This window comes from Bordetella petrii (assembly GCF_020991325.1).
Classification (GTDB): domain Bacteria; phylum Pseudomonadota; class Gammaproteobacteria; order Burkholderiales; family Burkholderiaceae_B; genus Bordetella_A; species Bordetella_A petrii_E.
In genome coordinates, this window is sequence record NZ_JAJMLX010000130.1 from 1 (window position 1) to 12,355 (window position 12,355).

The window sequence follows — 12,355 nt, forward strand, 5'->3', positions numbered from 1 at the left end:
CGCCCGTATGCAGCCAGCCGTCCGCATCGATGGCCTCGCGCGTCGCGTCCGGCTGGTTGAAGTAGCCGCGCATCACGTTGTAGCCGCGCACCCAGATCTCGCCGGTCTCGTCCGGGCCGAGCGGCGCGCCGCCCTGGCCCGCGAAAACTGCCCGGTGCACTGGATCAACGCGCGCGCCGACCTGCTGGGCCTGCAGAACCGCTATACCCAGCCCGCCCAGCTGGGCGCCGACCGCCTGATGGCGCTGCTGGGCGTGCGCAGCCGCCTGCCGCAACCCCACCCGCCCTTCGTGCTGGCCTCGTTCGGCACCGCCACCACCATCGACACGGTAGGCCCCGACGACGTCTTCATCGGCGGGCTGATCTTCCCCGGGCCGGCGCTGATGCGCAGTTCGCTGGCGCGCGGCACCGCCAATCTGCCGCTGGCCGACGGCGCGGTCACCGATTTTCCGGTAGATACCCACCAGGCCATCGCGTCGGGCATCGCCGCCGCCCAGGCGGGCGCGGTGGCACGCCAGTGGCTGGCCGCCTGCCGGCGCTATGCGCAGCGGGCGGACATCTACGTGGCGGGCGGCGGCTGGCCCGAGATGCAGGCGGAAACCCAGAATCTACTGGCCCAGACCGCAACCGCCGCGGGCCGGCCGCCGATTCCCGTCTACCTGGACCGCCCCGTGCTGGACGGCCTGGCGCTGCTGGCCTCCCAACCCGATCCGCAAAATCTATGAGCCCGACGCCATGCGTGTGCTTTTCGTACTGATCGTGCTGGCCAACATCTGGGTCTATGCCCTGGGCCAGGGCTGGCTGGGCAGCCGCCCCGACGACGCCGGGCGCGACAGCGCAGCGTTTCAGCAGGAATTGAATGCCGACAAGGTGAAGATCCGGCCGTAGGGGCTGAACGGCTGGCCGGGAAATCAGTTGACCTCGCGGAACAGGTGCTCCAGCGACGCCGCCCGGACAGTCCAGTCATTGGCATCGGCCAACCGTGCCAAGCTGCTCCGGAATTCCGGGTCGGTACGGCGGCCCAGGGCTTCGTCGATAGCTGCCGAATACTGCTCAACGTCTTCGGCAACCAGAACCTGCGGATAGGCGCGGCACTCGTCCATGGACGAAGTCACCACCACCGGCACTTCCATGGCGAAATACTCGAAAAGCTTCAGCGGCGATGTAGTGCGCGCAACATCGCTGTGCGCAAAAGGAATGAGCGCGACATCGAACTGCTGTGCGTAGGCTGGCAGCACACGATAATCAATCGGGCCCAACCAGATGAAATTGTCCGCTTGCGGCAGTTGCTGCGAGCCGCCGAAGTAGTCCGGTCCGATGAAGACGAAGCCGCAGTCTGGCCGGCGGGCCACCAGTTCAGCAATAGCGTCGTACCACAGCCACGGCGCCAACGCCCCGAAATAGCCAATGATCTTATCGTGACGAGCCAGGAATTCGCTATAGGCTTCTGGCAATTGCACCGACGACCAGTCTTGGCGGTAATGTGCGCAATCGACCCCGTTGGGTACGTAGACGACCTGCTCGCGCGGCCGCACGGCCAACGCCTCTTGCTCCAGCGCGCGCGCCGAGGCGATGATGTAGTCGACGCCGCCGGCAAAAGCATGGTCGCGCGCTTCAGCCAGCATGTGCAGCCGGCCGGCGCCCGAAACCGCCTCGTCGATGTGGTCGATGTATTCGTAGATGATCTTGCCCTTGGCGCGGAACGCGCTTAGCGCTTCAGAAGGCGTGGCGTCCACCGTGCTATAGATGGAACGCAGGGCTCCCTCAATACCGTCGATCTCCGGGCTCGAGGTCAGCCAGACGTTGTGGCCCATATCGCGAAAGCCGATGACATCGTCGAACTCGCCATTGATGGTCCGGTAGATCACCAGGTAGCCCAGCTTGCCGAACGCGGTGCACATGTGCTGTGGGCGCTGGAATAACGGCACATCCCAGTCGATGGTTCGATTCTGGATGAAGACACCCTTGAACTCGCCGCGCCGCGACAACACCGTGTCGCGAAAAGTCGGCCAATCGATGTCGTTCTGCTGCCGGGCGGTGCGCGGCGCCGGCTCGGGCGGCACCATGGGTGCTTGCGCACCGGTGCCCAGCATGGTTTTCAGGCCGCGCCACAACGCGCGGCCCGCATTCTTGATTTTGTCCACACGAACTCCATGAGTAGACGACACTGCGTCGGAATACGCACCGTCGGGGGCCGCCGAAGTACTAAAGCACCGAACGCAGGCGAGTCTGCACGCGGCGTTTGACGGCGCGGTAGGCGCGCAGCGGGAAACCCAGTACGCTTTCGATGCCATGGTCGACCTTGCCGCACGGCCCCAGCAACCACCAGAACGCGGCGATAGGCAAGTAATTGAACATGCGGGCAAACTTCACGCCCCGATGCACCTTGCGTCCGAACGTGTCCCAGACGATTCCTGTCTTGAGCCAGTCATCACCGAAATTCTCGTCGGCGACCGCGAATACTTCCCGCAGGGCTCGCAGCCTGGGATAGCCGGCCAGCGTCTTGATGCGGCGAATCCAGGCCACGCAATGCATCCCTACATACCACATGAGCTGCGTGCGCTTCGTCTCGAACTGCCCTTTCTTGCGATAAAAGGCCAGCATGTCCTGCAGTGCCGGGACGATGTTCAGGATGCGCTTGTCGGTCTGCTGCATCGACTGTGTGGGGCGGGTGTTGTCATAGTTATACAACTCCTTGTCGACGTAGTAGATTTTCTTGGCCACCAGATAGCTCTTGGGTACGAAATTGGCATCGGCAAAGAAGATACCCGGCAACAGGCGCACATCGGGATCGTCGAAGATCGAACGATGGTAAATGCGGCCGCACGGCGTCGCCCAATTGCGATACAGCAAATCGCGGTCCTCGGGCGAGAGCTCGCGCTCGGCCTCGAACGGCACGGGCTTGAACGATTGCGTGCGGCCGGTGAAGTAATAGCGCAAGTTGCCGATCAGCAAGTCGGCACCGGTGGCCTGCGCCTTGTCGAACATGAACTCGATCGCGTCCGGGTCGAGGAAATCGTCGCCGTCGACGATGATGATGTATTCGCCCGTCGCCCGATCGATACCGTAGTTGCAGGCCGCGCCATGTCCGCCATTGGGCTTGATGAACGACTTGAACATGGCGGGATACTGCGCCACGTACTCGTCGATGATCAACTGGCTGTCGTCGGTACCGCCATCATTGACGACCAGCACCTCGATATCCTGGCACGTCTGCCGGGCCAGCGAACCCAGGCAGCGGTCGATATAGAACTCCAGGTTGTATACCGGTACAACTACGCTTACCTTTGGCATTACTTCGATCCGCCCGAAAGTTCTTTTTCATAGACGTCCAGCGCCCGCTCGATAATGTTGTTCATATCGTAGTAGCGGTATTCGGCGAGCCGCCCCACCAGCTTCAGGCGTGGGAACGATTCAGCCAGTTTCAGGTACTTGGCATACAGATCGGCGTTGCTGTCCTTTGGAATGGGGTAATAGGGAATGCTCTTGGACGGCACGTGCCGATCGTATTCCTGCGGGTATTCCTTCATGATGGTCGTCTTCGCCGGCTTGACCTCCATCAGGTGCTTGTACTCAGTAATGCGCGTGTAGAGCTGGGTATTGGGGTAATTCACCGTCGCGGTCGGTTGGTAATACTCCATCTCGTGCGTCTCCAGATCGAAACGCAGCGAACGATACGGCAGCTCGCCATGGCAGTAGTCGAACAATTCGTCGAGCGCGCCCGTGTAGATCACCAGGCCGTCGAACGGTTGTCCCTCGAACAACACCGCCCCGGTGTCGGCCTGCAAGCTCAGCAGTTGACTGGCCTTGGTGTTCAAGCGCACCTCGATCAGGGGATTGGCCAGCATTTTCTCGAACATCGCCGTATAGCCATCCTTGGGCAGCGCCTGGTGGCTTTCCTGGAAATACCTGTCGTCATACGACAGGTGCACGGGCACCCGCGCCGTAATAGTCTCGAAGTCCAGGTTTTCGGGCTTGTCGCCCCATTGCTTGGTGGTGTAGTTCAGGTAGATGTTCTGGAAGATGAAATCGCCCAACTCGCGAATACGCGGGTCGGCATGCTTGCGCAGCACCGAGACCGGCACCTTGACATCCATGCCGAACTCGCCGACCAGCAGCGTCTTCAGCTCGACGGCCTGTTCCGGCAGCAGCTTCTCGAGCGAAGTCAGGTTGAACGGCACCGGCACCAGTTGGCCCTGCACTTCGGCCAGCACGCGGTGCTGGTAGGGATGCCAACCGGTGAACTGCGAAATGTATTCGAGCACGCGGGGGCTATTGGTGCGGAACAGATGCGGACCGTATTTATGTACGCGCACGCCATGCGTGTCTTGGTAGTCGTACATGTTGCCGGCCACGTGGTCGCGCTGTTCGATCAGCAGCACCCGGCGGCCTTGCTGCGAAGCCAGGCGCTCGGCCAGAATCGAACCGGCAAAACCGGTGCCCACAATGATGACGTCGTATGTGCTCATGTCTCAAGCCTCCAGTACCGAGCGGATCGCGCTTTCCATCTGCGCCGCGACCTGGTCGACGGTGTACTCGTTGTAAATAGAATAGTCGGGGGTGATTTTCTTATCTATGTATCGTTTCAATACATAGGCAATGCGGTCAGTGCGACCGTCGGCCACCAGGTTGCCGGTGCGCGCCATGATATCGGCGGTCGGCCCCTTGGCCATGGTGACTGACGCGATGGGACGGCGCGCGCCCATGTAGTCGGTCAACTTACCCGGGAAAAATGGGTTGCAGTCCAATCCGTCTTCCTGCTGCGTGAACAACCCGTCAATCAGCAGCAACGCGTCAGCCTCGCACATCAGCCGCAGGCTTTCCGCGTAGGACACCGGCTCTTCGAAACGCACGTGCGAAGGATTGCGCATCGCGGCATGCTGCTGCAGGTCGGCTGCACTGGCCGACGCTCCGTAGAACCGAACCTCGAAACGACCACGGTATTCCGGGTAGATTTCCAGCAGGCGGTCCACGGCCAGCAACACTGGTGTGGCAGTGCGCTTGATGTGGTACAGCATGCCCAGGTGCGAAAAAACGAACTTTTCATTGCGGGGCGCGGCGTCTTGCGGATACATCCGCGGGTCGAAACAATGCGGAATAACCACCGCCTTGCCCACCAGCGGCGCCAAGTCGTCGGTAAACATCAGATCGCGCTGGTAGGCGTTATTCAGAATGACCCGATCGGCCTGGCGCAGCGTATTGCGCTCGATGGCGCGATCCTCGGCCGCCAACGGGAAGCCCGGCGTCACGTACGGATTGCGCACGAACAAGTCGCCGAAATAGGTAATCCAGGGCAACTCCGGATGACGCTTCTTGATCTCGGCCGCCGCGGCATGGCTGATCAGCTCGTTGGAGTGGGAGATGAGGAAATCGTATTGCTTGCCGGAACGTTCGAAGGCCTCGACCGCGGCCTTCACGAACGCCTTGCGAGCCGCCTCGGTACGCGGGTTGGCGTGGTCGACCGCAACTTCGATACGCTCGAAATCGGCGGACGCGTACTTCAACACCTGGCTGTCGCGGCGCTCGCGCGCGGCCTGCACGACCGTGTACGAGATGTTCGTGTCTTTGATGCGCTTGAAAAAATCCAGGTCGGCCGAACCGATGTAAGGCGCAAAGAACCAGGAGACTGCGAAGCCGTTGAGTTTTTTCATATCGTTCATGCCATTGCTGGTACTGTTTCTGCTTGCTGCGACTCATGCAAAAAAGGAATGGGGGCACGAGCGCAGCGCCTGCCGTGCTCGTACGTGCCAGACGCCGGGCCGCGCGTAGTCACGCGCGCGGGGCTTTCCTCATCCAGCGCGACCACCAGGCCGATTTGTCCTCTTGCGCCGCCAGGTGCGCGTGCAGGATCTGACGCAACGCGTCAACCTGTTCGCGCAGGCCGGTCAACTCCTGCCGCAATTGCGCCAGCTCGTTGGCAGCAGACGTATCCTTCTGCGCCGCTGCAGCGCGTTCGTGACGCGCCGCCAGTTGCTGCGCGCGCCGCGCATGGAACGCATAGGCATCGGCAAGACCGGGCGCATAGTGGCGCGCGCCGTGCAACACCCGGCCCACCTGATACCAAAAGTCGTCGGAATGCAGGTACGGTACGGTATCGGCCTGCACGGCCTCCGTCTGTAACACGTCGTACATAGCGGTAAGCACGGGAACTGGCCGCGCCGGCAGGGGCGTAATACTGTCCGCGAACCCTTGCCAGACTGTCGCTTCCGCGTAGGCAGCGACGACCTTGCGGCTTGGTGCCGGATCGCCGTGCCCGGCCAGGCCGGCCAATTGCTCGCGCAATTGGCCGCTACCGATATTGGGCAGGTTGCGGCCGGAAAAATTGGCGCTGGCCGCTGCGTCGAACAACGTCGCGTCGACCATGCCCTTGACCCCATCGTAGCCGACCAAGCAGCAGGGCCGCCCGCTGGCCAGGCCTTCCAGCAGTACGCGGCCCATGCCAGCCACCCCGGCACTGGCGCGCATCAGTTCGGCAATGTCGGTACGCACCCCCAGGAAACGCACGAACTCGCCCAGTCCGTCCTGCGCCAATTGCTCCTGCAAGTGGCCCTGCGCGGGCCCGTCGCCGGCCACGTCGATGCCTGGCAACCCGGCGGCGCGTGCTTCCTTGGCAAACTGCCGGATGCCCACGATTTTAAAGGCGTCCAGGCGGCTGACGAGCAGCCAGCGCGAGGCTTCAACCGGCGCCGGCCCGGCTTCGAATACCTCGGTATCGACGGCATTGGGTTGCACGGCCAGCACGTCCGGGCCCACGTACGGGGCGGCCAACTGGCCGACTTCTTCGGACACCGCGATGACCCGGTCAGCATGGCCCAGCACCATGCCGCCCAGCAGGAAATCGTTGAACGGCCCATAGCCGGCATCCAGCGAGCTCGGACCGTGCAATGTCGCGATGTATGGCACGCCTTCCAGCTTGGCCGCCAGCAAGGCCGGAAACAGACTGGTGAACGGGTGGGCATGCACATGGGTGATGCCATGCGCCTGGATGAATTGCCGCAGCGTACGCGTGGCATGGAGCAGATGTCCGGCGTTGGCCGCCCCCCCCAGGGGCAAGCCCCGGCAGGCATCGGCGATGTCGTCGGGCAGCAGTTCGGGCCGCGGCTGGCCGCCGCAGGCAAGCATGACCCGCCAGCCAGCCCGCGTCATGGCCCGCACTTGGCCTCGGATGTAGGTTTCCAGGCCGCCCACATCGAATTTCTCGGTGACGATCAACAGCGAAGGCATAGGCGACTCACAATTTGACAGCGCTGACCGAAGAACGCAGTGCGGCGATGCCGCTGCCCCGCACGGGCCGCTGCGTGATCTTCAAGATGATGGCATCGGTCTTGCGGTCCAGGTATTCCATGTGTGCCTGAGTCACTTCCTCGGCAATGGCCAGCGTGGCGAAGTACGTACCCTCGCAGAGGGCCAGATCCAGCTCGAACTCGACCCGCAGGCGGTCGCCGCGCTGCGGCGCGGGGTAGCTGGCGTCGTGGTAAAGGGTGCTGGTGCCGAAGGCGGAAACACCCTCGATGGTACGGATAAGAAGCCCGGCCTGCAGCATTGTAATCGGCGCGAACACGTCGACATCCATGACAATGACAGCCTTCTGCCCGCACTGGAACGCCTCGCAGGGTTCGCCATGTTCGTCGCGCACTTGCCAGCCACGGATCAGGGCGCGAGTGCCCGCGTCCTCGTCGCTCGGGTCGCCCGCAACGGAATCCCCGGCAAGGGTTTCTCCGCCGGCCTGCGCATCGGCCGACAGCGCCTCGCCCTGGCTGGCATTAAGGTAGCGAAGATAGGTTTTCTCGTCGGAATACAGCAGCGCGTGATATTGGTCGATGACGTCCTTGGCCGGACCCAGCGCATGCAGTTCGCCGCGATGCAGCAGTGCCGCGCGCTGGCAGAATTTTTCTACCGTCGAAGTCGAGTGCGTCACGATCAGGATCGCGCAGCCTCCAGCGCGCAAACTCTCGATATAGTCGAAACACTTGCGCTGGAACTTCTCGTCACCCACCGACAGCGCTTCGTCGACGATCAGGATATCGGGCTGCACGCAGGCTTGCACGGCGAAAGCCAGCCTGACATACATGCCGCTTGAGTAGGTCTTGACCGGCTGGTCCAGGTGCTCGCCGATGTCGGCGAACGCCGCGATCTCGTCGAAGCGTTCGTCCATCTGCGCTTTCGAGAACCCCAGCACCGAACCATTCAGGTACACATTCTCGCGCCCGGTGAAGTCGGGGTTGAAGCCAGACCCCAGTTCGAGCAGCGCCGCCAGCTTGCCCTGCACCTCCACGTCACCGGTGGTGGGTGCCAGAGTGCCTGCGATGATCTGCAGCAGCGTGCTCTTGCCGCTGCCGTTGCGACCGAGGATGCCCACCGTCTCACCCTTGCAAACGTCCAGGGACACGTCGCGCAGCGCCCAGAATTCCTTGAAGTATTGGCGCCGGCCGAAAGACAGGAACTGCAACAGGCGATCGCGCGGCTGCCCATACATCTCGAAGCGCTTCGAGACCTTGTCCACCGAAATTACGCGTTCACAAGACATCGGCGAACCCTTTCCTCGTTTTCTGGAACCACGCGAAACCGAGCATGGCGACGGCGATAGCGGCGATCATGTACAACGCCCAGGTATCCCAGGAAATCGGCCGGCCCCAGAACAGGACATTACGGCCTTGCTCGATGATCAGCGTCAACGGACTGATATGCAGGAAGGGACGGTAGCGTTCCGGCAGGATCTCGGCCGAATAAAAGATGGGCGACAGGAACATCAGCACCGTAGTGACAATCCCGATGAACTGCGTGACGTCGCGCAGGTAGACACCCAGCGCCGCCAGGAACCAGCTCAGCCCCAGCGTCATGATCGCCAGCGGCAGCACCACCAATGGGAACAGCAGCACTGTCAGGTGCGGCACGCCGAAGAGGAATAGGTAAAAAATCAGCCACACCACCAGGCTGATCAGCATGTGGAACAAGGCCGACCCGAGCGACACGCAGGGCAGGATTTCCAGTGGGAAGACCACTTTCTTGACGTAGTTCGCATTGCCCAGGATCAACGAGGGTGCCCGGTTGATGCACTCGGCGAACAGGTTGAAAATGATCAGCCCGGCGAACAATACCAGGGCGAACTCTGCCTTGGATTCGCTGCCGCCAGGCCAGCGCGCCTTGAACACCACGCTGAACACGAAGGTATAGACCAGCAGCATCAGCACCGGGTTGAAGAACGACCACAGCAGGCCCAGGGCCGAGCCACGGTAGCGTCCGACGACCTCGCGCTTGATCAGATTGCCGATCAGCTGGCGGTGCCTGCCCAGGCTGGTCAGCAGGTACCGCAGCGATGGGTTATGTTTTGATTGCCGAGACACAGACGCGAGCTTCCATGTAAATATGACTAGTCATTGAAACATGCCGCGCCACGAAAACCGCTTGCGCAGCGCATTCACGGCATAGCAGACGAACAAGCAGGCGCTGCGAGGCACCGACAGGCCCAGCACGTGCCGATAGATGGTCCATTGCCAGCCGGCGGCGCGCAGTTTATTGCCCGACAGCGACCCGGCACTGGTGCGGTAGCGGGCCAGCGGCGCATCCGACGGGGTAGCCCGGGCCTGCCCGACCCGCTCGATGGCATGCAGCCAGAACAGGTAGTCCTCATGTCGCACCGGCTCGAAACGCAAGTCGGCCAGCCTGGCCCGGCGGAAAATGCCGGTCAGGTTGCCGATATGGTTAGAGGTAAGCATGTCGGTGTACCTCACCCTGGCCGGTACCTGCACGCGGGATCGTTCCCGGCCGTCCTCGTCAATGCGCAGATACGACGCAAAGGAAATGTCCGTGCCGGTCTGATCCATGAACGCCATCTGCTGCGCCAACTTGGCAGGCTCCCAGAGGTCGTCGCTGTCCAGGAAAGCGACATAGCGGCCCCGCGCCAGATCCAGGGCACGGTTGCGGGCCGCCGCCACGCCTTGGTTAGGTACGCTTTTCTCATAGCGGATGCGGGCGTCGCGCCGTTGGTAGGCCCGCACGACCTCCGCCGTATCGTCGGTCGACGCATCGTCGACGATGATCAATTCCCAATCGGGACAGGTCTGGGCCAGCACCGACTCGATGGCCGCGCCGATGAATCGCCGCGCATTATAGGCCGGCATGACGATGGAGACTCCAGGAGACTCAGGCTGCATGCGCGCCTCCTTGTTCATGCAGCGCCCGGATGCGCGCGACATACGTACCGCAATAATGGGTCTCGAAATATGAGGCATAGCGTTGGCGCCACAGCGCGCAAGCCTGCTGCCCCGCTTGTCGTACCGCCTGGCTGGTCAGCGTATCGAGCCACTGCCGCAGCGCGGGGGCGCCGGGCGCAAGCGCCCAGCCCGTACCGTGCGCCTGCACCTGGCGGCCGGGCGGCGTGTCGCGCGTGGTGACCAGCGCGCGGCCCAGCATCAGGTGCTCATAGTATTTGTTGGGTGATGCATAGGCGTGGTTGGGCACTGACGGGTAATAGCAGCCCACCATCACATCGGTTTGCGCCATCAGCGCCAACCCTTGCTCGCTGCCCATGGCCCCGTGGAAGACAATGTTTTCGTGTTGGCGCGCCGCAGCAAGAAACTCGTCTTGCAGCGCGCCGTATCCGGCAACGTGCAGTTCGACGTCGGAACGTTCGATGCAAACCGCGAGCAAGTCTTCCAGGCCCCGGTGGCGAGCTTCCAGCACGCCGAAATAACCAAGTTTCCACGGTGGGCAAGCCTGGCTGGGCACGGGATCGGGCCGACTCACGTGGGGCACATTCTCAAGCACGAGCACATTCGCGCAATCGGGCGGTATGTCATGCTGCGCCAGCCGTTCCGCACTTGCCAGCAATGTCAGGGAAGCGGCCAGCGCAATGCGGCGCTCCAGTGCATCGAGGATGCGGCCTGGCAAGCCGCCGATATTCCGCACCGCCGTGTACTTGTCGTAGATGTCGAATACCAGGCTGCGCCGGAAAATAGCGCAGAACAGCCAGCAAGCCACGGCGCAATCCAGATCGACCGCATGCACCACCCGTACCTGCGCCCGCATACGGACCAGATGCCGCAGGATATACAGGTTCCATAAGGCCAGGGCAATGGCGTTAGCCCATCCTCCGCCCAGGCGTGCGGGGCGCTGAAAATACTGAAAGTGGGGATGTGCCCCCACGGCCGTACCGCTTTTGTTCCACCCGATGAAGCCGAACCGCAAGCCGGCCGCGGCCAGGGCAGTGAAATACTTGCCCAGGCGCGCGTCCAGGTCGGCAATATACGAACGAACGAAGATAACCATGCCGTGCAGTCTCAAGCCTTGTACCGCTTTTCGCTTTTCACCGCCATCCCGCCATGGTGCAGGCGTCAACGGCCAGCGCCTTGGGCAGAGGTGGAGCGGGGTTTCGAAAGTCGGCTAAATACACAGCAATAAGAGAAATCAGGAACATGGGCAACAAAAAGGGTGCAGTCCAGGCTTGCTTGCCGTCCTGTGTATGGATGAGTCTGAGCGGATTGTATGGGTTGCGGCCATGCGTACCTGTTTCCGGATACTCGATTGGTCCGAAGATGCTACGGGCCGGCAGCGGCCTGGGCGCTATTCCGGCCTATTTTGCTTTTAAGTTCAGGTGGTTGCTGTATGCGGTCGCGCAGGATGAGCGCACCCCGATGGGGGTTGGGCGCGCGCCGGTAAAGTTGCATTTAGCCACATTTTATCGCATTACCTTTACAGGGTGACAGGCGTGCGGTCCCTCTATAGCCACTTATCCAAGGCCTGCAGCACGCGATCCGTCGTCCCCGCATGGGTGGCCGCCCAGTCCCGCGCCGCCCTCCCCATGGCCTGGCGGCGCTCGGCATCGTCCAGCAGGCCCAGCGCCGCATCCACGGCCGCCTGCACATCGGCCGCGCGCAATACCGCGCCGGCCTCGATCGCATCCTGGGCCGCCTGCTTGAAATTGAAGGTGTGGGGCCCCACCACCACGGGCACGCCGGCCGCACAGGCCTCGATCAGGTTCTGCCCGCCCAGCGGCGCGAAGCTGCCCGCCACGATGGCTACATCGGCGGCGGCGTAGTAGAACACCATCTCGCCCAGGGTATCGCCCAGCAGCACGTCGACATCGCCATCCACCGGCGGCAGGCCTTCGGCGCGCGCTTCAAGCGCGGAACGGCGCACGCATGACAGGCCAGCCTTGCGCAGCTGCGCCTCGGCTTCGTCAAACCGCTGCGGATGCCGCGGGATCAGCATGTACAAGACGGGCCGCCCGCCGCCCGCGCGGGCGCGCATGGCCTGTGCAAAGCCCTCGTCCTCGCCTTTGCGCGTACCCGCGCGATATCATCCGGAGTAGCCCGGCGGCATGCGGTTTCCCCGGCCACGGCTTCCAACGCGGCCAT

Annotated in this window: 10 protein-coding genes and 2 pseudogenes; 2 read left to right on the plus strand and 10 right to left on the minus strand. The window is 62.7% G+C overall.

Annotated elements, in window-relative coordinates; all coding sequences use genetic code 11:
• Positions 1 to 94: 94 nt before the first annotated feature.
• Both LPZ50_RS14090 and LPZ50_RS14095 read left to right on the plus strand, forming a co-directional pair.
• Positions 95 to 724, plus strand: a pseudogene (locus LPZ50_RS14090) (type III pantothenate kinase); the annotation flags it as partial.
• Between the two features lie 10 nt (positions 725 to 734).
• On the plus strand, positions 735 to 887 hold the full coding sequence (locus tag LPZ50_RS14095) for a hypothetical protein (protein WP_230662102.1): 153 nt from the start codon (positions 735 to 737) through the stop codon (positions 885 to 887).
• 23 nt (positions 888 to 910) lie between these two features.
• On the opposite strand, the gene LPZ50_RS25420 is transcribed toward LPZ50_RS14095, so the two are convergent.
• The 10 genes and pseudogenes from LPZ50_RS25420 to LPZ50_RS14145 all read right to left on the minus strand — a co-directional run.
• Positions 911 to 2,143, minus strand: a complete 1,233-nt coding sequence (locus LPZ50_RS25420; RefSeq protein ID WP_230662103.1) for a glycosyltransferase — start codon at positions 2,141 to 2,143, stop codon at positions 911 to 913.
• A gap of 61 nt (positions 2,144 to 2,204) precedes the next feature.
• On the minus strand, positions 2,205 to 3,293 hold the full coding sequence (locus LPZ50_RS14105; RefSeq protein WP_230662104.1) for a glycosyltransferase family 2 protein: 1,089 nt from the start codon (positions 3,291 to 3,293) through the stop codon (positions 2,205 to 2,207).
• Positions 3,293 to 4,468, minus strand: coding sequence for a UDP-galactopyranose mutase (gene glf / locus LPZ50_RS14110; RefSeq protein WP_230662105.1), 1,176 nt, complete (start codon positions 4,466 to 4,468; stop codon positions 3,293 to 3,295). The genes LPZ50_RS14105 and glf overlap by 1 nt, the downstream gene beginning before the upstream one ends.
• Positions 4,469 to 4,471: 3 nt before the next feature.
• Positions 4,472 to 5,659, minus strand: coding sequence for a hypothetical protein (locus LPZ50_RS14115; protein ID WP_230662106.1), 1,188 nt, complete (start codon positions 5,657 to 5,659; stop codon positions 4,472 to 4,474).
• A 109-nt stretch (positions 5,660 to 5,768) separates the two neighbouring features.
• Positions 5,769 to 7,223: a glycosyltransferase gene (locus LPZ50_RS14120; protein WP_230662107.1), complete on the minus strand. Its 1,455-nt coding sequence runs from the start codon at positions 7,221 to 7,223 to the stop codon at positions 5,769 to 5,771.
• A 7-nt stretch (positions 7,224 to 7,230) separates the two neighbouring features.
• Complete coding sequence (locus tag LPZ50_RS14125; RefSeq protein ID WP_230662108.1) at positions 7,231 to 8,526, minus strand: ABC transporter ATP-binding protein; 1,296 nt, start codon at positions 8,524 to 8,526, stop codon at positions 7,231 to 7,233.
• On the minus strand, positions 8,516 to 9,343 hold the full coding sequence (locus LPZ50_RS14130; RefSeq protein ID WP_230662109.1) for an ABC transporter permease: 828 nt from the start codon (positions 9,341 to 9,343) through the stop codon (positions 8,516 to 8,518). Before LPZ50_RS14130 ends, LPZ50_RS14125 begins: the two co-directional genes overlap by 11 nt.
• A 30-nt stretch (positions 9,344 to 9,373) precedes the next feature.
• Positions 9,374 to 10,153, minus strand: coding sequence for a glycosyltransferase family 2 protein (locus LPZ50_RS14135; protein WP_230662110.1), 780 nt, complete (start codon positions 10,151 to 10,153; stop codon positions 9,374 to 9,376).
• A complete protein-coding gene (locus LPZ50_RS14140) occupies positions 10,143 to 11,267 on the minus strand; it encodes a glycosyltransferase (RefSeq protein WP_230662111.1) in 1,125 nt (374 codons plus the stop codon). The genes LPZ50_RS14135 and LPZ50_RS14140 overlap by 11 nt, the downstream gene beginning before the upstream one ends.
• Positions 11,268 to 11,717: 450 nt before the next feature.
• A pseudogene (locus LPZ50_RS14145) lies at positions 11,718 to 12,290 on the minus strand (3-deoxy-D-manno-octulosonic acid transferase); the annotation flags it as partial.
• Positions 12,291 to 12,355: the final 65 nt, after the last annotated feature.